22 protein-coding genes are annotated in these 23,896 nt (G+C 63.8%); 16 read left to right on the forward strand and 6 right to left on the reverse strand.

The genetic code is table 11. The annotated features are described in order from the left end of the window. The first annotated feature begins 56 nt into the window (after nt 1-56). From BLS48_RS18650 to BLS48_RS18700, 11 genes are all read left to right on the forward strand, one after another. Nucleotides 57-983, forward strand: a complete 927-nt coding sequence (locus BLS48_RS18650; protein ID WP_091580334.1) for a D-alanine--D-alanine ligase — start codon at nt 57-59, stop codon at nt 981-983. Next, nucleotides 971-1,912, forward strand: coding sequence for a cell division protein FtsQ/DivIB (locus BLS48_RS18655; protein WP_091580336.1), 942 nt, complete (start codon nt 971-973; stop codon nt 1,910-1,912). Before BLS48_RS18650 ends, BLS48_RS18655 begins: the two co-directional genes overlap by 13 nt. After that, on the forward strand, nt 1,909-3,216 hold the full coding sequence (ftsA, locus tag BLS48_RS18660; protein ID WP_091580339.1) for a cell division protein FtsA: 1,308 nt from the start codon (nt 1,909-1,911) through the stop codon (nt 3,214-3,216). Before BLS48_RS18655 ends, ftsA begins: the two co-directional genes overlap by 4 nt. 67 nt (nt 3,217-3,283) lie before the next feature. After that, a complete protein-coding gene (gene ftsZ / locus BLS48_RS18665; RefSeq protein ID WP_091580340.1) occupies nt 3,284-4,963 on the forward strand; it encodes a cell division protein FtsZ in 1,680 nt (559 codons plus the stop codon). 282 nt (nt 4,964-5,245) lie between these two features. Further along, nucleotides 5,246-6,196: a UDP-3-O-acyl-N-acetylglucosamine deacetylase gene (gene lpxC, locus BLS48_RS18670; RefSeq protein ID WP_091580342.1), complete on the forward strand. Its 951-nt coding sequence runs from the start codon at nt 5,246-5,248 to the stop codon at nt 6,194-6,196. 263 nt (nt 6,197-6,459) lie between these two features. Continuing rightward, complete coding sequence (locus tag BLS48_RS18675) at nt 6,460-7,329, forward strand: outer membrane protein assembly factor BamD (RefSeq protein ID WP_091580345.1); 870 nt, start codon at nt 6,460-6,462, stop codon at nt 7,327-7,329. 120 nt (nt 7,330-7,449) lie between these two features. Next, nucleotides 7,450-9,123: a DNA repair protein RecN gene (recN, locus tag BLS48_RS18680; RefSeq protein ID WP_091580346.1), complete on the forward strand. Its 1,674-nt coding sequence runs from the start codon at nt 7,450-7,452 to the stop codon at nt 9,121-9,123. Nucleotides 9,124-9,381: 258 nt separating this feature from the next. Then, nucleotides 9,382-11,586: an NAD-dependent DNA ligase LigA gene (ligA, locus tag BLS48_RS18685; protein WP_091580348.1), complete on the forward strand. Its 2,205-nt coding sequence runs from the start codon at nt 9,382-9,384 to the stop codon at nt 11,584-11,586. Continuing rightward, entirely contained in the window at nt 11,586-12,278 is a 693-nt protein-coding gene (locus BLS48_RS18690) for a DUF2461 domain-containing protein (protein WP_091580351.1), read from the forward strand. The genes ligA and BLS48_RS18690 overlap by 1 nt, the downstream gene beginning before the upstream one ends. 112 nt (nt 12,279-12,390) lie before the next feature. After that, entirely contained in the window at nt 12,391-13,119 is a 729-nt protein-coding gene (locus BLS48_RS18695; RefSeq protein ID WP_091580353.1) for an AzlC family ABC transporter permease, read from the forward strand. Continuing rightward, nucleotides 13,116-13,412 (forward strand): AzlD family protein, encoded by a 297-nt coding sequence (locus BLS48_RS18700; RefSeq protein WP_091580356.1) that lies wholly within the window; start codon nt 13,116-13,118, stop codon nt 13,410-13,412. The genes BLS48_RS18695 and BLS48_RS18700 overlap by 4 nt, the downstream gene beginning before the upstream one ends. Nucleotides 13,413-13,505: 93 nt before the next feature. Here the strand turns inward: BLS48_RS18700 and BLS48_RS18705 are convergent, their stop codons facing one another. The 3 genes from BLS48_RS18705 to BLS48_RS18715 all read right to left on the reverse strand — a co-directional run bounded on the left by BLS48_RS18705 (nt 13,506) and on the right by BLS48_RS18715 (nt 17,018). Then, on the reverse strand, nt 13,506-15,350 hold the full coding sequence (locus BLS48_RS18705) for an aminopeptidase P family protein (RefSeq protein WP_091580358.1): 1,845 nt from the start codon (nt 15,348-15,350) through the stop codon (nt 13,506-13,508). Between the two features lie 130 nt (nt 15,351-15,480). After that, nucleotides 15,481-16,353 (reverse strand): 50S ribosomal protein L11 methyltransferase, encoded by an 873-nt coding sequence (locus tag BLS48_RS18710; RefSeq protein WP_091580360.1) that lies wholly within the window; start codon nt 16,351-16,353, stop codon nt 15,481-15,483. A gap of 86 nt (nt 16,354-16,439) precedes the next feature. After that, nucleotides 16,440-17,018 (reverse strand): SCO family protein, encoded by a 579-nt coding sequence (locus tag BLS48_RS18715; protein ID WP_091580361.1) that lies wholly within the window; start codon nt 17,016-17,018, stop codon nt 16,440-16,442. 194 nt (nt 17,019-17,212) lie between these two features. Here BLS48_RS18715 and BLS48_RS18720 point away from each other — a divergent pair, with 194 nt between their 5' ends. The 3 genes from BLS48_RS18720 to BLS48_RS18730 all read left to right on the forward strand — a co-directional run bounded on the left by BLS48_RS18720 (nt 17,213) and on the right by BLS48_RS18730 (nt 19,152). Then, on the forward strand, nt 17,213-17,701 hold the full coding sequence (locus tag BLS48_RS18720) for a CreA family protein (RefSeq protein ID WP_091580363.1): 489 nt from the start codon (nt 17,213-17,215) through the stop codon (nt 17,699-17,701). Nucleotides 17,702-17,779: 78 nt separating this feature from the next. Then, complete coding sequence (locus BLS48_RS18725; protein ID WP_091580366.1) at nt 17,780-18,421, forward strand: DapH/DapD/GlmU-related protein; 642 nt, start codon at nt 17,780-17,782, stop codon at nt 18,419-18,421. A gap of 305 nt (nt 18,422-18,726) precedes the next feature. Beyond that, entirely contained in the window at nt 18,727-19,152 is a 426-nt protein-coding gene (locus BLS48_RS18730; RefSeq protein ID WP_091580369.1) for a low affinity iron permease family protein, read from the forward strand. Nucleotides 19,153-19,239: 87 nt separating this feature from the next. On the opposite strand, the gene BLS48_RS18735 is transcribed toward BLS48_RS18730, so the two are convergent. Then, a complete protein-coding gene (locus BLS48_RS18735) occupies nt 19,240-20,106 on the reverse strand; it encodes an SDR family NAD(P)-dependent oxidoreductase (RefSeq protein ID WP_091580371.1) in 867 nt (288 codons plus the stop codon). A 137-nt stretch (nt 20,107-20,243) separates the two neighbouring features. On the opposite strand from BLS48_RS18735, the gene BLS48_RS18740 reads away from it, so the two are divergent. Then, complete coding sequence (locus BLS48_RS18740; RefSeq protein WP_091580374.1) at nt 20,244-20,525, forward strand: hypothetical protein; 282 nt, start codon at nt 20,244-20,246, stop codon at nt 20,523-20,525. A gap of 83 nt (nt 20,526-20,608) precedes the next feature. Here the strand turns inward: BLS48_RS18740 and BLS48_RS18745 are convergent, their stop codons facing one another. Both BLS48_RS18745 and BLS48_RS18750 read right to left on the reverse strand, forming a co-directional pair. Further along, the gene (locus tag BLS48_RS18745) at nt 20,609-21,184 is read right to left on the reverse strand and encodes a TMEM175 family protein (RefSeq protein ID WP_091580376.1); all 576 of its coding nucleotides are present in this window, start codon (nt 21,182-21,184) and stop codon (nt 20,609-20,611) included. Nucleotides 21,185-21,336: 152 nt separating this feature from the next. Next, complete coding sequence (locus BLS48_RS18750; protein WP_091580379.1) at nt 21,337-22,809, reverse strand: MATE family efflux transporter; 1,473 nt, start codon at nt 22,807-22,809, stop codon at nt 21,337-21,339. A gap of 264 nt (nt 22,810-23,073) precedes the next feature. Here BLS48_RS18750 and BLS48_RS18755 point away from each other — a divergent pair, with 264 nt between their 5' ends. Next, nucleotides 23,074-23,865, forward strand: a complete 792-nt coding sequence (locus BLS48_RS18755; RefSeq protein WP_091580382.1) for a L,D-transpeptidase — start codon at nt 23,074-23,076, stop codon at nt 23,863-23,865. The last annotated feature ends 31 nt before the right edge of the window (nt 23,866-23,896 follow it).

Here is a 23,896-nt window from a genome sequence, read left to right on the forward strand (position 1 = left end):
CTCAATGTTGCGGAAAATCTTGGTTTTTGGTCCGCCGTGAGAGGGGATGCCGGGGAATGAAAAGCAAGCATGTGGCCGTCCTGCTGGGTGGTTTTTCGTCCGAGCGGCCCGTGTCTCTGTCCTCGGGAAAGGCTTGCGCCGATGAACTCGAGAAGGAAGGCTACCAGGTCACGCGCGTCGATGTCGGGCGCGATGTCGGGTCGGTGCTCGCCGAACTCGGCCCCGATGTCGCCTTCAACGCGCTGCATGGTCCATTCGGCGAGGATGGCACCATCCAGGGCATCCTTGAGTATCTCGGCATTCCCTATACCCATTCCGGCGTGCTCGCCTCGGCGCTGGCCATGAACAAGGAGCAGGCCAAGCGGATTGCCAAATCAGTCGGCGTCCCGGTCGCCGAATCGAAGGTTGCCAGCCGTTTTGCCATCCAGGGCAAGCATCCGATGAAGCCGCCCTATGTGGTCAAGCCGGTCAATGAGGGTTCGAGCTTCGGCGTTGTCATCGTGCATGAGGGGCAGTCGCATCCGCCGCAGGTCATCGGCTCGTCGGAGTGGAAATATGGCGATACCGTCATGGTCGAGCGCTACGTCCATGGGCGGGAGCTGACCTGCGCGGTGATGGGCGATGTGGCGCTCGGGGTCTGCGAGATCATCCCGACCGGCCATTCCTTCTACGACTATGATTCAAAATATGTCGCTGGCGGATCAAAGCACGAATGCCCCGCAAAAGTTTCACCGAATATTTACCAAAAAATACAAACACTGGCGCTCAAGGCTCACCAAGCGATCGGCTGTCGGGGCGTTTCCCGGTCGGACTTCCGTTATGACGATCGTCACTCCGAAAACGGCGAGGTTGTCTGGCTCGAGGTCAACACCCAGCCGGGCATGACGCCGACGTCTTTGGTGCCTGAAATCGCCGCCCAGGCCGGGCACTCGTTTGGCGATTTGTTGAGTTGGATGGTGGAGGACGCTTCGTGTCTGCGTTGAAATGGGGGCAAGGCAAGGGGGAGGGCGCGGCCGGGCCGGCGCTGTTCGGTCTGCCGTTGTCTTCGGGCCATTTCGTGCTGCCGCGTGTGCTTCGCCGCCCGGTGCGCATTCTGGCGCGCCTGGGTGTGGGTGATTTCCAGGCGCCGCGCTTTTCCGCTGCTATTCTGTCGGGTGTGCTGATTGCCTCGAGCAGTGCCTATGGCGCCTATCTCGGTGGTGACGTCGATGGCATCGTTCAAGGCATCACGGCTCGCACCGGTTTCGCCGTCGATCAGGTCAAGGTGGTCGGCAATCGCCAGACTTCCGAGATCGATATCCTCGACAGGCTGGAACTTGATGGCTGGACGTCGCTGATCGGTTTCAATGCCGAGGCGGCGCGCGAGCGGATCTCCAGCCTGCCGTGGATCGAGGTTGCCGCGGTCCGTAAGGTCTATCCGCATACGCTGGAGGTGCGCGTCGAGGAGCGCGAGCCCTTCGCGCTCTGGCAGCAAGGCAATGATCTGTCCGTCATCGAGAAGGATGGCGCCGTGATTGCGCCGTTCTCGGGCGGCAAGCAGGTGCTGTTGCCGCTGCTGATCGGCGCCGGCGCGCCGGCCAAGGCGCCGGATTTCCTGGCCAAGATCGAAAAATATCCCGAGCTGGCAAGCCGGGTCAAAGGCTATGTCCGCGTCGGCGAGCGGCGCTGGGATCTGAAGCTGGACAACGGCATCACCGTCAAGCTTCCCGAGGATGGCGAGGATCAGGCGATCGCCGAGCTCGTCAGTATGGATCATGACAAGGGGCTGTTGTCGCGCGACATCGCCGCCGTCGACATGCGCCTGTCCGATCGGCTGGTCGTGCAACTGACGCCGGAGGCGGCGACGCAGCGCGAAGCCGCACTCAACGAGAAACCGAAGAGCCTGAAGCGCAAGCCGGAGACGAAGATATGAGCTGGCTTGGCGGTCATGGCGATGCCTCGTCGCGCCGGTCCGGCACCCTGACGGTGCTGGATGTCGGTTCGAGCAAGGTTTGCTGCATGGTGGCGAAGCTGAAGCCGCGTGATGACGGCAAGTTGCTGCGCGGCCGTTCGCACCGCATCCAGGTGATCGGCATCGGCCATCAGAAGTCGCAGGGCGTGAAGTCGGGTGTCGTCATCGATCTCGACCGGGCCGAGCATGCCATCCGCCTTGCCGTCGACGCGGCCGAGCGCATGGCGGGGCTGACGGTCGATTCGCTGATCGTCAACATGACGGCCGGCCGGCTGAAGAGCGAAACCTTCTCGGCCACCATCAACCTTGGCGGCCACGAGGCCGACGAGGCCGACATCAAGCGCGTGCTTGGCGCCGGCGCAAAGCAGGCAATGAAGGCCGAGCGCGAGGTGGTCCATTCGCTGCCCGTGGGCTTCTCGCTGGATGCCGAACGCGGCGTGCGCGACCCGCGCGGCATGGTCGGCGATGCGCTCGGTGTCGACATGCATGTGCTGACCGGTGACGCGGCACCGATGCGCAATCTGGAGCTTTCCATCAACCGCTCGCACCTGTCGGTCGAGCGCATGGTGGCGACGCCTTATGCCAGCGGGCTGGCGGCCCTGGTCGACGACGAGCTGGAAATGGGCGCTGCCTGCATCGACATGGGCGGCGGCACGACGACGATCTCGGTGTTTTCGGAAGGCAAGTTCGTCCATGGCGATGCCATCGCCATCGGGGGCAACCATGTCACGCTGGACATGGCGAAGGGGCTTTCGACCTCGCTCGATGCCGCCGAGCGGCTGAAAGTGATGCATGGTTCGGCGCTGCCGGGCAGCGCCGACGACCGCGACCTGGTTTCGATCCATCCGATCGGCGACGATGGTGACGTGCCGCTGCAGATCCCGCGTTCGGTGATGACGCGCATCGTGCGCGCCCGCATCGACGAGACGCTCGAACTGTTGCGCGACCGGCTGAACAAGTCCGGCTACGGCAATGCGGTGGGCAAGCGCGTCGTCCTGACCGGCGGCGCCAGCCAGCTTGCCGGCCTGCCGGAGGCGGCGCGGCGCATCCTGGGACGCAATGTGCGCATCGGCCGTCCGCTCGGCGTGGCTGGCCTGCCAGAAGCGGCGAAGGGGCCGGCCTTCTCGGCGGCGGTGGGGCTTCTGATCTATCCGCAGATGGCGAGCTTCGAGAGCCATCCGGCGAAAGGAATTTCCGGTCTCAGGATGACCGGAACGGGCGGAAAACTGCATCGCATGAGTCAGTGGTTGAGAGACAGTTTCTAATTGACGGGGACAGCCCCATAGGCGGCCGCGGCGGCGAAGCGGCGTGAAAAGGCAAAGGACGGAGACAATGACCATCAATCTGCAAAAGCCGGACATCACCGAGCTTAAGCCGCGTATCACCGTGTTCGGTGTCGGCGGCGGCGGCGGCAATGCCGTCAACAACATGATCACCGCCGGCTTGCGCGGTGTCGAGTTCGTGGTGGCCAACACCGACGCGCAGGCGCTGACCATGTCGAAGGCCGATCGGCTGATCCAGCTCGGCGCGCATGTCACCGAGGGCCTCGGCGCCGGGTCGCAACCCGAAGTCGGCCGCGCGGCGGCGGAAGAGTGCATCGACGAGATCATCGATCATCTGTCCAACACCCATATGTGCTTCGTCACCGCCGGCATGGGCGGCGGCACCGGCACCGGTGCTGCTCCGGTCGTGGCGCGCGCTGCCCGTGAGAAGGGGATCCTCACCGTCGGTGTCGTCACCAAGCCGTTCCACTTCGAAGGCCAGCGCCGCATGAAGACGGCCGACCTGGGCATCGAGGAACTGCAGAAATGCGTCGATACCCTGATCGTCATCCCCAACCAGAACCTGTTCCGGCTGGCCAATGACAAGACCACCTTCGCCGACGCCTTCGCCATGGCCGACCAGGTGCTCTATTCCGGTGTCGCCTGCATCACCGACCTGATGGTCAAGGAAGGCCTGATCAATCTCGACTTCGCCGACGTGCGTTCGGTCATGCGCGAGATGGGCAAGGCGATGATGGGCACCGGCGAGGCTTCCGGCGAGGGCCGCGCGATGGCCGCCGCCGAAGCGGCGATTGCCAACCCGCTGCTGGACGAGACCTCGATGAAGGGCGCCAAGGGCCTGCTGATCTCGATCACCGGCGGCCGCGACTTGACGCTGTTCGAAGTCGACGAGGCGGCGACGCGCATCCGCGAGGAGGTCGACCAGGACGCCAACATCATCCTGGGCGCCACCTTCGACGAAGAGCTGGAAGGTGTCATCCGCGTCTCGGTGGTCGCCACCGGCATCGACAAGACGGCGGCTGAGATCGCCGCCGCGCCGATCTCGATCCGCACGGCGCCGCCGAAGCAGGCCAGCCGTCCGGCCGTTGCCGCGGTGGAAAGCCGCCCGGCGCCGGTCCAGCAGGCAGTGTACGAGCCGCGCGGTATGGACCCGGTCGCCGAAGCCATCCATCTGGCCGAAGCCAATGCCGCGGCCATGGCCCAGGCCCGCCCGGCTCCCGTCGCCCAGGCGGACGATTTCCGCCCGCAGAGCAAGATCTTCCAGGCGCCGCCCGCACAGCCGCAGCCGGTGGTCCAGCAGATGATGCAGCCGGCTCCGCAGCCGCGTGAAATGCTGCAGCGCGAAGCCCCGCAGCCGGTTGCGATGGCACCGCAGCGGATGCCTCGCGTCGAGGACTTCCCGCCCGTCGTGAAGGCCGAGGTGGATGCCAAGAGCCGTCCGGCCGACCACGAGAACAACAGCGGACCGATGGGTCTGCTGAAGCGCCTGACCAACGGCCTGACCCGTCGTGAAGAGGAGCCTGCAAGGCTGCAGCCGGCGCAGCCGCGTGAACCCAAGCTGCGCCAGGCCGCACCCGAAGTGCGCCGTCTCGCCAGCCAGGACGCTCAGCTCTATGCGCCGCGCCGCGGTCAACTGGATGACCAGGGCCGCCTGACGCCGCAGGTCAGGTCGACTCAGGACGACGATCAGCTGGAGATTCCGGCGTTCCTGCGCCGCCAAGCCAACTGATTGGTAAACGGGTTGTAATAATTGTTAACAGGCAAGCAAGGAATTGCTTGCCTGTTAACGTTTAAAACGTTGCGATTTCAATCGCTTAGAAAGGTGTACATGTTCCAGTTCGCGGTTACAAAGGGTAAGAAACCGTGATTTGGAGACTCCCTCCCGGGACATTATCTTCGCTGCCTACCATAGTCGGTTTGCCGGGATTTCGGGGGAAGTAGCCCTGCCTGCCGATTTCAAACAAGAGCCGCGCCCTCGGGCTGGAGAAGCGGACCTAGGCATTACGGGCTTATGGGGATTGTCTTGCACGACTATCAGACGACATTGAAGACGCGCGCGTCGCTTACCGGCACCGGCGTCCACAGCGGCAAGGAAGTTTCGATCAGCTTTGTGCCAGCGGATGCCGACACCGGCATCGTTTTCCAGCTTTTCAAGGGTGACGAACAGGGCCGCGAGTTCCGCGCCCTGGTCTCCGAGGTCGGCGCCACCGACCTGTGCACCATGCTTGGCGATCCCGCCGGCGAGCATATCGCCACGGTCGAGCACATCATGGCCGCACTATTCGGGCTTGGCATCGACAATGTCGCCATCGAGATCGACGGCCACGAGGTTCCCATCCTTGACGGCAGCGCCATGGCGTTTGTCGAAGCCATCGACCAGGCCGGGGTTGAGACGCTGCCGATCAAGCGGCGCTACATCAGGGTCATGAAGCCGGTCCGCATCGAGAACGGCGCCTCCTGGGCGGAATTCAGGCCCTATGACGGCACACGCTTCGAGATCGAGATCGACTTCGAAAGCCCGGCAATCGGCCGCCAGCTGTTCGCTTCCGACCTCAATGCCGATATTTTCCGCCGCGACATCGCGCGCGCGCGCACCTTCGGCTTCATGAAGGACGTCGAGCGGTTGTGGGCCGCCGGCTACGCGCTCGGCTCATCGCTCGAGAACTCACTGGTGATCGGTGACGACAACCGCGTCATCAACATGGGAGGCTTGCGCTATCCCAACGAATTCGTGCGCCACAAGACGCTTGACGCCATGGGCGACCTGGCGCTGGCCGGCGCCCGCTTCATCGGCTGCTTCCGCTCCTATCGCGGCGGCCACAGGCTGAATGCCGCCGCACTGCGCCGCCTGCTGTCGGACCGTGCGGCGTTCGAGATTGTCGAGACGACGCGCCGCGAGCGTGGCCGCGCGGCCGAGATGAGCGCCGTCAACGCGCCGCTCTACGCGCCCTGGATGATTTGATTTTCTTAACTTTTTCAGAGTCCACGGCAGGGGACGGGTGTTGCATGAATGCACCACCTGTCGGCGAAATAGCACGGATGTTCAAGCTGCGCCCGACCGCCACAAAAATGTGCGATTGGCCGGAGATAGCGTTGCCGGGTAAGGCGATTATGGTTTATGGCTGCTGCCGTTGACTGGTGCATGTCGTCCAAAAGTGGGAGCCGGTTTTGGGACAACGACATGCAAAGCGCATTAAAGTAACGCCGAAAGGGCGGAATCCAATCATGTTCTTCAAGCGAGTTGGTCAATCGAAAGCGCCGCAGCGGGCTGCTTTCCTGGCGCTGTCGGTGGTTGTTCCATCGCTCTTCCTGTCGGCCTGCATGTCGTCGGAGAAAGATATCGACCTGTCGACCTATGTCGACCAGACCGAACCGGCCGATGTTCTCTACAATCAGGGCCTCGCCAATCTGAATGCCGGGCGCCTGCAGGAGGCGAGCCGCAAGTTCGACGCGGTCGACCGCCAGCACCCCTATTCGGAATTCGCCCGCAAATCGATGGTGATGGGCGCCTTCGCCGATTATCGCCAGGGTAACTACGATGAGGCTATCGGTTCGGCCAAGCGCTATCTCACGCTCTATCCGTCGACCGATGACGCCGCCTATGCGCAATACATCATCGGTCTGAGCTATTATCGCCAGATCAAGGACGTGACGCAGGACCAGAAGGAAGCGCGCCTGACCATGCAGACGATGCAGGATCTGGTGACGCGCTGGCCGACATCGGAATATGTCGACGACGCCAAGGAAAAGATCCGCTTCGCCAACGATCAGCTGGCCGGCAAGGAAATGCAGATCGGCCGCTACTATCTCGAGCGCCGCGAATACATCGCCGCCGTCAAGCGCTTCCGCACCGTGGTAGAGAACTATTCCAACACGCGTCATGTCGAGGAAGCGCTGGCTCGCCTGACGGAAAGCTATTACGCGATGGGGCTGACCTCGGAGGCACAGACCGCCGCCGCCGTGCTCGGCACCAACTACCCCGACAGCCCATGGTACAAGGATTCCTACAAGCTGCTGCAGAGCAATGGGCTTGCGCCGCGCGAGAATGCCGGGTCGTGGATTTCCAAGGCCGGGAAGCTGATCACCGGCGCCTGACCTCAGAGCATCGGACCGAAGCGTGCGCAGCGGTTTTCGGATTGATCCGATGCTCAAACAAAAAGATAGTGCGGCGCTGCGATTCCAATTGGTCGCGTGCCGCTCTAGGTCCAGGTTCTGATGCTTTCCAGACTGTCGATCCGCGATATCGTCCTGATCGAGAAGCTGGACATTGATTTTGCGCCCGGTCTTTCGGTGCTGACCGGCGAAACCGGCGCCGGCAAATCCATCCTGCTCGATGCCCTGTCGCTGGCGCTCGGCGCTCGCGGCGACGCCTCGCTGGTTCGCCATGGCGCGGCGCAAGGTCAGGTCATCGCCGTCTTCGACGTGCCGCGCAATCATCCCGCCCGAGCGCTGCTTGCCGACAACGCGATCGACGATGACGGCGACATCATCCTGCGCCGCCTGCAGACGGCCGATGGCCGCACCCGTGTCTTCGTCAACGACCAGCCATCCAGCGTGACATTGATGCGCGATGTCGGCCGCGCGCTGGTCGAAATCCACGGCCAGCATGATGAACGCGCCCTGGTCGATCCCGGCGCCCATCGCGAGGTTCTCGATGCTTTTGGCGGCCATCTCGGCGCCGTTCGTTCAACCGGCGAGGCCTGGCGGCACTGGCGCGCCTGCGAGCAGGAGCTTTCCCGACACCGCGCCAAGGTGGCGGCCGCTGCCCGCGAGGCCGATTATCTGCGCGCGGCGGTCGCGGAGCTGACAAAGCTCGACCCGCAGCCGGGCGAGGAGACCGATCTTGCCGAGGTGCGGGGGTCGATGATGCGGGCCGAGAAGATCGCATCGGAAATCCATGACGCGCAGGATGTGCTTTCAGGCCCGTCCTCGCCCCTGCCGCAACTGGCGAGCCTGTTGCGGCGGCTGCAACGCAAGGTGACGGAAGCGCCCGGCCTGCTCGACGACGTGGTCAAGTCGCTCGACGAGGCGATGCTGTCGCTCGACGCGGCGCAATCGGGCGTCGAGGCCGCACTGCGGTCCACCGAATATGATCCGCAGCGGCTGGAGAAGGCCGAGGAGCGGCTGTTTTCGCTGCGCGCGGCTTCCCGCAAGCACAGCGTCGCCGTCGACGACCTGGCGCAATTGCGCGACACGATGTCGGCCGACCTCGCCGATCTCGACGCCGGCGAGGAGCGCCTGCACGGGCTGGAGAAGCAGGCCGCCGCGGCGCGCGAGACCTACGACATTGCCGCCGCACAGCTCTCCTCGCTTCGTCATGCGGCCGCGGTCGGCCTGACCAAGGCCGTCATGGCCGAACTGCCGGCGCTGAAACTCGAGCGCGCCGCCTTCATCGTCGAGATGAAGAGCGAGGCCGAGGGCCGCATGGAAGAAGGCATCGACCAGATCGAGTTCTGGGTGCGCACCAATCCCGGCACAAGGCCCGGTCCGATGATGAAGGTGGCGTCCGGTGGCGAACTCTCGCGCTTCCTTTTGGCGCTGAAGGTGGCGCTGGCCGATCGTGGCTCGGCGCCGACGCTGGTGTTCGATGAAATCGACACCGGCGTGGGCGGCGCCGTCGCGGACGCCATCGGCCAGCGGCTGGCGCGACTGTCGAAGCGCGTCCAGGTGCTTTCGGTGACCCACGCGCCACAAGTGGCGGCGCGCGCGGCAACGCATTTCCTGATCTCCAAGTCGGGCAGCGCCGATCGCGTCGCGACAGGCATTGCCGAGATGGACCGGCCGGCACGGCAGGAAGAGATCGCGCGCATGCTGGCCGGCGCCACCATCACCGACGAGGCGCGCGCCGCGGCCGAGCGCCTGCTGCGCGAGAACACGGCCGCTTCCTGACCGCACGGTCGCCTGGCTGGCATGATCCGGGCCTTGGCACAGAGTCAGCTTGTGGCGCCATCCTGCTGTTTCAGCGCGGTTTTATCAGAATTTTGGCTCCCTTGAATCTGAAAGCTGATCTATGGTCGCGGACCATTGAAGCGCGTCGCGTCCGAACGGATTCGGGCGACGCGCTTTGGGTCTTTGTTTATGCATGTCGTTCTCCCAAAACCGCAGCCACTTTTTGGGCGACATGCACTGTGAGCCGGGTCTGAAACCATGTCGGAAAAACCAGTCGATGCCCTGACGGAAAGCGAGGCCGAAGCCGAGCTGAAGCGCTTGGCGGAGGAGATCGCCGAGCACGACCGGCACTACCATACCGAGGACGCGCCTGTTATCACGGACGCGGAATATGATGCGCTGACGCGGCGCAACCTCGCCATCGAACAGCGCTTCCCCGCGCTCGTGCGCGAGGATTCGCCGTCACGCAGGGTAGGTGCTGCGCCTGCGGAAGGCTTTGCCAAGGTGCGCCATGCGGTGCCGATGCTCAGCCTCGCCAAGGCCTATACCGATGAGGATGTCGCCGACTTCATCGAACGCGGCCGGCGATTCTTCGACCGCGACAAGGATCTCGACATCGCCTTCACGGCCGAGCCGAAGATCGACGGGCTGTCGGCTTCGCTGCGTTATGAAGGCGGCGTGTTCGTGCAGGGCGCAACGCGCGGTGACGGCACGGTCGGCGAGGACATCACCGCCAATCTCAGGACCATCGCCGACATCCCCAAGACCTTGAAGGGCTCGGGCTGGCCGGAGGTCATCGAGATACGCGGCGAGGTCTACATGACCTATGCGGAATTCGAGGCACTGAAGGAACGGTCGGCGGCGGCCGGCGGTCAGGATTACGTCAATCCGCGCAACACGGCGGCAGGGTCGCTGCGGCAGAAGGATCCATCCGTCACCGCCAGCCGCAACCTCAAATTCTTTGCTTATGCCTGGGGCTATACAACGGAGGATCCCGCTCCGACCCAATATGAATCGGTGCAGAGATTCGCCGATTGGGGGTTCAAGATCAGTCCGCTGATGGTGCGGGCGAAGTCGGCCGACGAGCTGATCGAGCACTATCATCGGATCGAGGAACAGCGCTCGTCGCTGGGTTATGACATTGATGGCGTCGTCTACAAGGTCGACCAGCTGGAACTGCAGCGCAGATGGGGTTTCGTCACCGGCGAACCGCGCTGGGCCGTCGCGCACAAATTCCCGGCCGAACAGGCGATGACGATCGTGCAGAAGATCGACATCCAGGTCGGCCGCACCGGCACGCTGGCACCGGTTGCGCGGCTTGCACCCGTCACGGTTGGCGGCGTCGTGGTCGAGAATGTCACGCTTCACAACGAAGACTATATCAAGGGTCTGGACAGCACCGGCCAGCCGATCCGCGACGGCATTGACGTGCGTGTCGGCGACACGGTCGTGATCCAGAGGGCAGGGGACGTCATTCCGCAGATCGTCAGCGTCGTCATCGACCAGCGTCCGCCTGGTGCCGTGCCTTACGAATTCCCGCATACCTGTCCGATCTGTGGCTCACCCGCGACGCGCGAGATCAACGAGAAGACCGGCAAGGAAGATTCGCGCCGACGCTGCACCGGCGAACTGATCTGTCCAGCGCAGGCCGTGGAAGGACTGCGGCACTTCGTGTCACGCGGCGCCATGGACATCGAAGGCCTGGGCGCCGAGAACATCGATATCCTCTTCAATGCCGGACTGATCAAGACAGCCGCCGATATCTTCACGCTCAGGGATCGTCGCCCCGCCGTCACCAAGGCGCTGGCCGAGCGGCGCGAGGAGCAGGCCAGGCAGCGCGAAGTCGCCTCGGGCAAGACGCGCAAGAATGTGCGCAGTGTCGAGGAACGCAACTACGAAGGCCTCGACAAGCTCTTCGCCGCCATCGACTCTCGCCGCGAGCCGGAACTCGATCGTTTCATCTTCGCGCTGGGCATCCGCCATATCGGCGAAACGACGGCCGCCGTGCTTGCCCGAACGTTTTCGACCATCGAGGAACTGATCCGCGTCGGCAAGGAGACAGCGGCGGCGGCCGATCCGCATACCGTTTTCCCATCGGTCAACGGCATCGGCGACACGGTGATCGGCGCGTTGCGCGATTTCTTCGGCAATGAGCGCAACGACGATGTGCTCGAAGCGCTGCTCGCGCAGGTCAAGCCGAAGCCGTACATCGTGAACGTCTCGGCTGACAGCGTGGTCGCTGGCAAGACAATCGTGTTCACGGGCTCGCTGGAAAAGATGACGCGCTCCGAAGCCAAGGCGATGGCAGAACGTCTCGGCGCCAAGGTGGCGGGCTCGGTTTCGGCGAAGACCGATCTTGTCGTGGCCGGACCGGGCGCCGGCTCCAAGCTCAAGCTGGCCAGCGAGCTCGGCATCGAGGTGATCGACGAGGACGCCTGGCTGGAGCGGATCGGCAAGACGTGATGGAGGGTGCATTCAAAGGGTTCGGCCAAAAGGCCATTCCGTTCCTGAAGGCGCTCGATTTCCACCAGAGCCGGGAGTGGTTCCTTGAAAATCGCGACCTGTTCGAAAGGGAATTGCGTGAGCCGTTTGGCGATCTGGTCGAAACGCTGACGGAGCGTTTCACAGCCGCGGGGCTCGGCCTGCGCGGCGACCGCAAGAAGTCGCTGTTCCGGATCAACCGCGACGTGCGCTTCGCCAAGGACAAGCGGCCATACAACAGGCATTTGTCCGCCATTCTGTCGCCCGACGGCACCAAGATGGAGCAGGGCGTGTTCTACGTGCATATCGGGCTTGAAGGTTGCTTTGCCGGCGTCGCCTGGTGGCAGCCGGAGGCCGCATTGCTGTTGGCGATGCGCAGGGCCATCGCGAGGCAACCCGACAAGTTTCGCGCCATGGTGAAGGCGTTGAAGAAAAACGGGCTCAAACTCGACACCGAAGGCTGCATGAAGCGCACGCCGCGCGGCTTCGAGCATGTCACCGATGCGGATCTTGTCGCCGCCATCCGTAATCGGCATTTTGTCGTTCGGCACGCAATCGATCCGGCTGGGATCCATGGTCCGGCACTGGTCGACGAACTCGTCGATTTTGCCGTGCGCGCCGAGCCGCTGCTCGACTGGGGCAGGGCGATCGAGGGCAAAGCCCTTGCGGACTAGCCTTTCGACAGGGCGCCGCGACGATCATTTCCGCTGATCGTTTGGCTCAAGCGAATTCGTGTGACAAGGCCGGTGGCGGTTCCTACATGAGGCCCTTGCCTAGGGAGTGGTCATGTCGGCAGAAGTAATTTCCGAAAGCCGCGCGAAGAGCGATTTCTGGCAGGGCGTGCGGCTCTCGATGCCTGTTGTCGTGGCGTCGGCGCCGTTCGCGGTACTGTTCGGGGCGCTTGCCGTCGACAACGGATTTTCCGTGCTCGAAGCCTTTCTGATGAGCGCGCTGGTCTTTGGCGGCGCCAGCCAGATGGTCGGCATCCAGCTGTTCGGCCAGCATGTCGCGCCGTGGCTGATCGTGCTGTCGATCTTTGCCGTCAACTTCCGCCATGTGCTCTATTCCGCCGGCATCGGCCGGCGCATCGCGCATTGGCCGATCATTCAACAGGCGCTTGGCTATTTCATCCTCACCGATCCGCAATTCGCGGTGGCCGAGGCGAGGGCGGCGTCCGGCCGGACGGTCGGCTTCGCCTGGTATCTGGGGCTTGGCCTGCCGGTCTATGTGTTCTGGGTGATCGAAAGCGCGCTCGGCGCGGTGTTCGGCAAGCTCATCCCCGACACGCATGCGCTGGGTATCGATTTCCTGCTGCCGATCTATTTTCTTGGCCTCGTCATGGGCTTCCGCAAGCGGCCCTTATGGCTGCCGGTGGTCGTCGCCAGTGCCGCCGCTTCCATCATCGCCTACAAGACGGTGGGCTCGCCCTGGCACGTCTCGATCGGCGCGATTGCCGGCGTGCTGCTCGCCGTCATCCTGCCGCCGCATCATAGCGGCGTGGGAGAGCGGCCATGAGCACGACATTCTGGATCATCATCGCCGGCGCGGTCGCCACCTATCTCACGCGCATCGGCGGGCATCTGGTCATCTCGCGCTTCGACAACATCCATCCGCGCGTCGAGGCGGGCCTCAACGCCGTGCCGGCGGCGGTGTTGACGACGCTGGTGGCGCCGGAGCTTTTGAATGCCGGGCCGGCGGAATGGGCGGCACTGGTCGTCACTGCCGTGGTTTCGCTGCGCGGCGGGCTGATGTCGATGTTTCTGGCGGGGGCCGCGGTGTTGATCGTCGCGCGGCAATTTGTTGGCTGATCTTCCAGGCGCGATCGGTTTGGACCGTTGGCGCTGCCCCTCATCGCCCTGCCAAGTATTTCTCCCCGTAGAACGGGGAGAAAGTGGCTCACCTCAAATCTTCGCGTCGTGCGGCAGCGGTGCGGTCGCTTTCTCCAGCCAGGCCAGCGTCTCGCCATCGAGCATCGGCCCGATCTCGGCCAGCACGCGCGCATGGTATGCGTCGAGCCATTGCAGCTCGTCGCGGGTCAGGAGGTCTGACCGCACCAGGCGGGTGTCGATCGGCGCCAGGGTCAGCGTCTCGAAACCGTGCATGGCGATGTCGCCGCCTTCGACCTGCGCCGCCGGCGTCACCAGGATCAGGTTCTCGATGCGGATACCGTAGGCGCCTTCCTTGTAATAGCCCGGCTCGTTGGACAGCATCATGCCCTCGAGCAGCTTTTCGGTGCCGGTGCGGGCAATGCGTTGCGGGCCTTCATGCACGGCGAGATACGAGCCGACGCCGTGGCCGGTGCCGTGGGCGAAGTCGCAGCCATGCTTCCACAACGCCATGCGGGCGACGGCGTCGATCTCCGAGCCGCGCGTGCCGGTGGGGAAGCGCAGCGTCGAAATGCCGATCATGCCCTTCAGCACCAGTGTGAAGCGTTCGCGCATCTCCTCGGTCGGCTGGCCGATCGGCACGGTGCGGGTGATGTCAGTGGTCCCGTCCTGGTACTGCGCGCCGGAATCGAGCAGGAACAACTCGCCCGCCTGCAGCTTGCGGCTGGTGGCGCGCGACACACGATAATGCATGATGGCGCCGTTCGGGCCGGCGCCGGAAATGGTGTCGAAGGACACGTCGCGCAGCGGCATTTGCGTTTCCTCGCCGGTCTGCCGGCGGCTCTCTTCCAGCCGGGTGACGACCGCGATCTCGTCGAGCGAGCCCGGTTCTTGGCGCTCCAGCCAGCACAACAGCTTGGCCACCGCGGCGCCATCGCGGCGATGCGCGGCTCGGGAACCGTTGATCTCGGCCTGGTTCTTCGTTGCGCGCGGGATACGGGCGGGATCGGGCGCGGCAATCACAGTGCCGCCATTGTCCTCGACCAGCATGCGCAGCCTGTCGGCGGCCAGCACCGGGTCGAGCGCGATCTTGGCGCCGCCCTTGGCAAGTGCCGCGATCGCCGCCTCGAATTCACCGGGTTCATGCGGATCGGCGAGCTGGGTGAGATAGGCCGCGACCTGGCGCGAGAATTTGCGCTTGTCCATGAACAGCTGATGCGACCCATCCGCTGTGAGGATGGCGAAGCCGAGCGCCAGCGGCGTATGCGGCACGTCGCCGCCTCGGATGTTGAAGGCCCAGGCGATGGAGGAGGGGTCGGTCAGCACCGCATGGGTGGCGCCGTCCTTGCCGATCGCCGTTGCCAGCCGCGCCAGCTTGTCCTTGGCGAGCTCGCCGGCAAAGCCGATCGGGTGAAGCTCGACGAGGGCCACCGGCGCCTCTGGCTGATCCTTCCAGATGATGTCGATCGGGTTCTTGTCGAGCGGCACCAGCGCCGCGCCTGACTTGTCGGCCGAGGCCTGCAACGCCTTGACCTCACTGACGGTGTGCAGCCATGGATCGAAGCCGAGCCGCGCACCCTTGCCGATGTTATCCCGGAGCCAGACAGCCGGAGGGTTGTCGACAAGGCTTTCGATCGAAAAGATGTCGAGATCGACCTCGCCCCGCACCTGCAGCGTATAGCGCCCGTCGACAAAGACGAAGGCGCGGTCGCGCAGAACGATGGCGACGCCGGCCGAGCCGCTGAAGCCGGTCAGCCATTTCAGCCGCGCCGAACGGTCGGCGACGTATTCGCCTTGGTGCTCGTCGGCGCGCGGCACGATGAAGCCGTCCAGCCCGTTGGCCGCCAGCCATTGGCGCAGCAGCGCCACGCGCGGCTTGCCGACTGCCGGGTCGCCGGCGGAATCGAAGGTCTGGAACATGGTGGGCCTCCTTGTATTCGCGCGACCGTAGCGTATGGCCCTGGAAATCGGAATCGATTTCCAGGGGGCGCAAACTGCTACAGCGTCGCTTGGCTGACAACCGGCTGGGCTTGGTCCAGGCCGGCCGGTCTCAATGCTTGAGGTGGATCGTCACCCAGCCTTCGCGGTGCAAGGTGCGCACATGGCGGAAGTTCTGGCCGACATAGGCCGAGACGACGGCGTCGCGCTGGCGGTCGAGGATGCCTGACAGCACGATCGAGCCGCCGAGCGCGATGTGCTCGGCCATTTGCGGCGCAAGCCGCATCAGCGGCCGCGCCAATATGTTGGCGACAATGAGATCGAAAGGCGCGCGCTTGCCAAAGATCGGGTGGTGAAAGCCCGGCGCGGTCACCGTTTCAATCAGCGCCTTGACGCGGTTGAGCCGCGCATTGGCGGCAGCGACCCTCACAGCCACAGGATCGATGTCGGTGGCCAGCACCGGAATATGCGCAAGCTTGGCGACGGCAATGGCCAGCACCGCGCTGCCGGTGCCGAGATCGAGCGCATTGCGCGGATGTTCGCGCCGCACCACCCTTTCCAGCATTTCCAGGCAGCCGGCGGTGGTGCCGTGGTGGCCGGTGCCGAAGGCAAGGCCGGCCTCGATCTCGATGGCGAGTTCGCCGCTGTGGCGCTTTCTGCGGTCATGCGCGCCGTGGACGAAGAAACGCCCGGCACGCACCGGCTTCAACCCTTCCAGCGAGCGCGCCACCCAGTCGATGTCGGGCAGGGCCTCACGTTCGACCGGCCTGGACAGCGCGAGGCCGGCAAGAACGTCCTTCACCCGCGCCTCGACCGCGTCGACATCGCCATCGGCATAGAGCGACACTTCGTGGATGTCCTGGTCCTCATCGACCTCGAGCACGGCGATCGGCAGGCCTTCATCCTCGAAGGCCGCCTCGAACGCCGCGAAAATGAGGTCAGCCTCGATCTTTCGGGTGATGAAATGAAGCCGCGTCTGGGTCATGAATGCGTTTCTTGTTTGAGCATGATCTCTGGACAAACGGAACCGTTTGTCTGAGAAAACCGGTTCCCGCTTTTGGGGATCATGCTCTAGCCCTTCGCCGCCAGCCGCTTCAATTTGGCGATTGCCGTATCCGCGCTTTCGCCATAGGCGATCGTGCCGGCAAATTCGCCCTCGGCGTTGAGCAGCAGCACCGAGGCGGTGTGGTCCATCGTGTAGTCGCCGTCGCCGGTGTCGACCTTCTTCCAGTAGATGCCGAACGACTTGGCCATGGCATGGACCTTGTCCGGGTCGCCGGTGATGCCGGTGATGCGGTCGGAAAAATTGCTGACATAGGCGTTCATCACTTCCGGCGTGTCGCGCTCCGGATCGACAGAGACGAAATAGGCATGCAGGTTCTTGCCGTCGTCGCCGAGCGTCTTCAGCCAGCCGGCCAGTTCGAACAGCGTCGTCGGGCAGACCTCGGGGCAATGGGTGAAGCCGAAGAAGACGACGCTGGGCTGGCCCCTGAACGCGCCTTCAGTGATCGGCGCTCCCTTCTGGTCGACCAGGGTAAAGGCAGTACCGAAAGGCTCGCCGCCATAATGGCCACGGTACCAGTCGAAGGTCAGCCAGCCGATGCCGGCCGCCATCAGGACGAGAATGCCGACCAGAATAGAACGCATCATCAGTAAGGTCCGTCTGCAGAAATCATCGATGGCGCCGGCTCAGTGCCGCGCCAGCGCGACAGTCTTAGCGGTTCGACCCCGTCCAGGCAAAGTGCCGCGTTGCCGCAACAGCATATGGTGTTTGCGTATCTGCTTGCAAAGCCAAGCTGTTCGCCCCACCTGAGACCGGCAAACTCGAACCGCGGGAGACTCCCTTGCGAAAACTGATCGGCGGCGCGCTGGCCGCATGTGTTGTCCTTGGCGCCGGTGCGGCCGTCGCCGAGGAAGTCGGCAAGGTCGGTGTCGACTGGCTCGGCAACGACATCATCGTTGAGGCGATCAAGGATCCGAAGGTGGAGGGCGTGACCTGCCACGTCTCCTATTTCGATCGCGGCATCATCGACCGCCTGCATAAGGGCAACTGGTTCGAGGATCCTTCCGATTCCTCGATTTCCTGCCGCCAGACCGGACCGATCACCATCGGCGACATCGACATGAGCGAGGCCGGCGAGGAAGTGTTCAAGCAAGGCATCAGCCTGATCTGGAAGAAGCAGGTGGTGAACCGCATCTACGACAAGGCCAACGAGACGCTGATCTATCTGTCGCATTCGCGCCAGGTACAGAACGGCTCGGCGAAAATGTCGGTCACAACCGTGCCGCTCTACGGCCAGAACGTCGTGTGGACCAACGGCAAGCCGAAGTAGGTGGATCTAACTCTTTCCCGTCTGACGGACGATTGGCCCCGCTTGCGGGGCCAATCGCTCGGGGGTAAAGCCGCCGGCATGGATCGTTCAGAACATCTCGTCCCGAAGGACCCCGAGCCGCGCGTCCATCCGACCGCGGAATTGAAAGGGTGCAAGCTCGGCCGCTATGTCTCGATCGGCGAGCGGGTGGTGCTGCGCGAAGTGACGGTCGGCGATTTCTCCTATTTCGAGCGCCATTCGGAAGCGATCTACGCGACGATCGGCAAATTCTGCTCGATCGCCGCCAACAGCCGCGTCAACGCGCTGGACCATCCCATCGAGCGACTGACCCAGCACAAGGTCAGCTACCGGCCGAACGAGTATTTTCGCTGGCTGGGCGTCGATGCCTCGTTCCGCGAGCGACGGCAAGCGCAAGCCGTAGCCATCGGTCATGACGTCTGGATCGGTCACGGCGCGGTGATCATGCCGGGCCTGCACATCGGCAATGGCGCCGTCATCGGTGCCAATGCGGTGGTGACGCATGACGTACCGCCCTACACGATCGTCACCGGTGTGCCTGCCAGACCGCTCAGGCCACGTTTCGCCGCCGACATCGCGGCGCGGATCGAGCGCCTCGCCTGGTGGGACTGGCCGGTCGAAAAGCTCGCGAGGGCGGTTCCTGACATACAGGCCATGCCGATCGAGGCCTTCCTCGATCGCTGGGAAGACAGCGCGGTCTAAGCCGCACGCGAGCGCCTGGGCGTCCCGGGCATCAACGGGCTCATGCGCCGCGCTCTCCGGACTGAAACCCCTTCCGCCATGCTGGGGTGGCGCGGCGGAAGGGGCTGGAGGCAAACCGCTGTAAAGCGGGAAGGAACAGGCTCTCTGCCTGCGCGGCTACAGTGGCACTGAACCCATAAGGTGTGTTTTCCGCCCTGTGCGCGCAACGCGTGTATTCAATTGTGCCGGTTGTAGTGTTGCCGGTGGGAACCTGAACGGTCGCCGGTTGTTTCTCATCGCGCGACAGCCATTGAGGGATCTCGATAATGGAAAAGCTCTTCACCAGGATAGCCAACATCGTCGCCCGTGTTGCCGGCCTGCCGCCGACATTTGCCGTCTGCTGCCTGATTGTCATCGTCTGGGCGCTGAGTGGGCCGCTGTTCGGCTTTTCGGACACCTGGCAGCTGGTCATCAACACGGGCACGACCATCATCACCTTCCTGATGGTGTTTCTCATCCAGAACACCCAGAACCGCGATGGCGCGGCGATCCAGGCCAAGCTGGATGAACTGATCCGGGTCGGCGAGGGTCGCAATCATTTCATCGGCATCGAGCACCTGACCGAATCGGAGGTCGAGGAAATCCGGGATAAATGCGAGCGGGCGGCGAAGCGGCATGACGAGAAGATCGCAACGATGGCGGCAAAAAAGGCCGTGGCGCGGAAACGCGGGCCAAAAAAGCAGGCGGCCTGAAGCGTCAGGGACTTAATTCGAAATGAGCATCGGCTTCCTGTTTGAGCATGACCTCTCCACTCCGAAGGTCGGTGCATGCGGTCATGTTCATTGTTTCATGAAGGCAGCGAAAGGCTCCTTGTAGTCCGGATGCCAGCGCGACAGGGCGGGCCTGTTCTCGATGATGTCGCCGATCGCCCATGCCATGCGCTTTTCATCCAGCGGCCGTGCCGCCTCATTGTCCGGGCACAGGATGTAGAAGTCGCCCCGGGTCAGGGATTCCAGCATGAAATCAATAACCTGTTCGCCGGTCCAGGCGCCGGCCGGCTTTTCCGTCGCGCCTTCGGTCAGGCCGGTATAGGTGAAGCCGGGGATGAGCAGATGAGCGGCGACATGGGCGCCGGGTTCGTTGCGCAAGGCATGCGCCAGGCCTTCGGTGAAGGTCTTCACCCCGGCCTTGGAAACATTGTAGGCAAGGTTGCCGGGCGGCGTGGTGATGCCTTGCTTGGAGCCGGTGTTGATGATCAGGCCGGGCTTGGCCGTTGCCAGCATGCGCGGCGCGAAGGCCTCGACGCCATGCACGACGCCCCAGAAGTTGATGTCCAGCAGCCGCTTCCAGGCGTCTCGGTTTTCCCAGGGCTTTCCCGGGTTGTTGCCGACGCCGGCATTGTTCATCAGCAGCGACACGTCGCCGAAGCTGCCGAACGCCCTGTCGGCGAGACGGTCCACTTCTTCCGCCTTCGAGACGTCGGCGGCGACAGCGAGCACCGCATCATCGCCGGCAATGGCCGCCACCGCGCGCGCGGCATCGTCAAGGCGCGCGCCGCCAACGTCGGCGAGGACGATCTTCATGCCCATCAATGCAAGCCGTTTGGCGGCAGCAAGTCCAATACCGCTGGCCGCGCCGGTGATGACGGCGGTGTTGCCCGGGCCAAGCGCGGGCAGGGCGGTCTGGATCTCGGCATCGGTGATCATGGGCTATCGGTTCCTTCTTTCAGCAAGGCCGAACTTAGCGCTGGAACGAGCTTGCGCAAGCCCGTCTCCATCCTTGTCCGGGTTGACCAGTCCGGCCGAGGCTGCGCATGCTGCCTTGGCAAACGGAGATTTCCTGATTGACGGACTGGGTCGAAATTCTGAAGCAACAGACCGCCACCGGCGACCAGATGGGCCGCGAGGTGCCACAGATGCTGGCCAACCCCGATATCAGCGAGGCACAGGTGAAGACGCTGTTTTCCGCCCTGGAGAAACAGGCCGAATTCGTCGAGAAGCTGCGCATGGCGCTGGAAAAGTTCGGCCATGATTTCTCGATCATCAAGGCGGCGGAACGGCTGGAGGAGCGCTATGCCGATCTTGCCGCTTCGGTGGCGGAAAAGCTGAAAGCGATGCGCACGTAGAGCAATTCCAGGAAAAGTGTGGAGCGGTTTTCCCGGGAAAAGCGCGTAACGCTTTCCCTTGGGAATTGCGTCAAACAAAAGAGCTACTTTTCGACCACCCGAGCGAAACGCGTATCCGGCACGAGCCATACGGTCGCGACCATCACGTAGATCGCGACGCCAATCCATTGGCTGACAAAGGTGAGCGGGATCGCCGCGAGGTAGAAGGCGAGCGAGATCTTGCCCTTGCGGTCGCTGCCCAGTGCCCTGGCAAAGGCGCTGTCGCCGCCGTGAAGCCGGTGCAGAGCGCTGGTCAGGATGTTGAAGCCAATAGCGCATAGCGCAAGATCGGCGCCATAGACGGCGACCGGCACCGGCGCGAAATGATTCTCGCCCATGAAGGCCGTCGTTGCCGGCATCAGCGACAGCCAGAACAGCAAATTGAGGTTCGCCCACAGCACGCGGCCGTCGACGCGCTGCACGGTGTGGAACATGTTGTGCAGATTGTTCCAGTAGATGCCGACATTGATGAAGGACAATACGTAGCTGAGGAAGACAGGCCACAGTGGCACCAGGGCCGAGAGGTCTTCGCCATGCGGCACCTTCAGTTCAAGCACCATGATGGTGATGATGATGGCCACCACGCCGTCGGTGAATGCCTCGACCCTGCCTTTGCCCATGGAACTCCCCCGAATGTCAGGCAAAATCTACGCGATGGCGGGACGTGCGGCTACCCGCCATGTGGCTGGGCGACCGGAAGATGGCCAACCATGAAAGGCAACTGAGTATTGTCTGGCCGGCAGTCGACGAACGCCAGCTGGCGCCAGATCATTTAGCCGTTCGGTGTCTCGGGCGTGATATGCGCGCGCTGGCGTGGCATGCCAAGCCCGGTGTCCGGCGGCTCGCCGGCGGCCGGCCTGTCCTCGATCATGTGCATGGTGCGCCAGTGGCCGAAGCGGTAGTAGGCGGCGGCCAGCATCAGCGACGTGATCGAACCGGCCGGAAAACTCCACCACAACGCTTCCTCGCCGATCACGCCGCGCATGAAATAGGCAAAGCCGGTGCGCACGACCAGCACAGAGATCACCAGGATGATCAGCGGCGGCATCACCGCACCCGTTGCGCGTACGGTGGCGAACAGCACGATGGTGATGCCGAACAGGATGAACGACCAGGAGGCGACCTTGTTGATGTGAGCGGCGATGTCGATTGCCGTGCTGTCGCTGCTCAGGAACAGGCTGAGGATCGGGCGGTCGAAGACCCAAAGCAGCGCGACGAGAGCGCCGGTCAGTACAAGGTTGAAGCCGACGCCAGAGGCGGCGATGCGGCCGATCCGGTCCCAGCGCTTGGCGCCGACATTCTGCGCCGCCATGGAGGAGACCGCCGCACCGATGGCGAGCGCCGGCATCTGGATGTAGGTCCATAGCTGGGCGGCGATGCCGTAGGCGGCGGCGACCTGCGAACCGTAGGAATTGACGATGCCCATCACGGTTAGTGCTGCCACCGAGATGACGATCATCTGCAGGCCCATCGGCACGCCCTTGAAGACGACGATGCGCAGCAATGCGGGGTCGGGCCGCAGCAAGGCGAGATTGGCGCCGGCCAGCCGCAGCGGATGCTTGCGCGCATAGAGCACGACGAGGATGGCGATCACGCTTACGGTCTGGCCGATCAGCGTCGCGGTGGCCGATCCGGCGATACCGAGTTCGGGGAACGGGCCGATGCCGCGGATGAGCAGCGGGTTGAGCACGATGTCGAGGACGACGGCGAGCGCCATGAAGATGAAGGGTGTCCGTGAATCGCCGGCGCCGCGCAGCACGGTCATGACGAAGGACAGAAGGTTCATCATCGGCACGGCGACGAAGATGATGCGCAGGTAGGAGCGGGCGAGCGGCAAGGCGTCGGCCGGCGTGCCGAGCGTGTTGAGAATGCCGTCAACCCAGATCCAGCCGCAGACGGCAAAGACGACCGAGACAAGGAAGAAGAAGGTGGCGCTGGTGCCGACGATGCGGCGGGCTTCGGGCAGGTTGCGGGCGCCGACCGACTGTGCCACCAGGATAGTCGCCGCCATGCCGATGCCGAACACCGTGCCGAGGATCAGGAACAGCACGAGGTTGGCATTGGAGGTCGCGGTCAGCGCCGCTTCACCGAGGAAGCGGCCGACCCAGACGGCGTTGATCGAACCGTTGAGCGACTGCAGCACATTGGAGCCGAGCACCGGCAGGGCGAACAGCAGAAGTGTGCGCGGGATCGGACCGCTGGTCAGGTCACCGGTGCGCCGGCGCGAGGGCATTTCTTCGTCCATGGCTGCAACTCGGCGAAGTTTACGTGAGTCCGGTTCGCGATGATCGCCGATTCAACGAGACAGGTCGATGCGGCATCGGAAAAGATTGGCCCGAGATGTTCTGGCGTGCCTTGATCCAATCATGTTCTCAAAGCCTCCGGAATGGGATATTGATCGTCGCCGCGTGGGGCCGCATATCTTTGTTTGAGCATGATCTTTTCCGAAAACCGGTTTCCACTTTTCGGGGATCATGCTCTAAAATCTGATGGATAGACCGGGGGGATCATGTCCGATATTCCGCTTTTTTCTGAGCGCCTGAGCCGGCGCGCGTTTCTCGGTGCGTCAGCTTTGGGCGCGGCCTCCGTGGCTCTTTCGGCGTGCACCACGACGGACATGGCGACGCCGCCGCCAGTGGCCGCGCCGCCACCCGAGCCGGCTTTCGGCGATGCCGCAAGCATGTATGCGGCGCGCGTCGACGAGGGCTATCAACTGCCGGCAATCCCGGTGGCCAAGCTCGATCCGAAGTTCGTTCGCCAGATCGTGTCCGATCCGACCGGGGAAAGACCCGGCACGATCGTCGTCGATGTCTCCGAGCACTTCCTCTATCTGGTGCGCGACGGCGGCAAGGCTATCCGCTATGGCGTCAGCCTCGGCAAGGCGGGTTTCGGATGGACCGGCAGCGCGGTGGTTCAGGCGAGGAAGAAGTGGCCGGTCTGGACGCCGCCGCCGGAAATGATCCAGCGCCGGCCGGAACTGGCGAAATACAAGGACGGCATGCCGCCCGGCCCGCAGAGCCCGCTGGGCGCCCGCGCGTTGTATCTCTTCCGCGACGGCAAGGACACGATGTACCGGCTGCACGGCACGCCGGAGTGGGATTCCATTGGCAAGAACGCTTCGTCGGGCTGTGTGCGCTTCATGAACCAGGACATCATCGACCTCTACAGCCGCGTCGATGGACCCGCGCCGGTCTTCGTGCGTCCCAACCTTTCGGCTGCCGGCAAGATCATGGCCGTGTCGAGCAGGACGGCCGAGCCGATCGATGCTGGCGTGCCGAAAGACGCGGAGTTCCTGAAGTAAGCCTTCACCCTCTGCTCAGGCGGATGCGCCA

The sequence above is a fragment of the Mesorhizobium qingshengii genome (genome assembly GCF_900103325.1).
In the GTDB taxonomy this organism is placed as follows: domain Bacteria; phylum Pseudomonadota; class Alphaproteobacteria; order Rhizobiales; family Rhizobiaceae; genus Mesorhizobium; species Mesorhizobium qingshengii.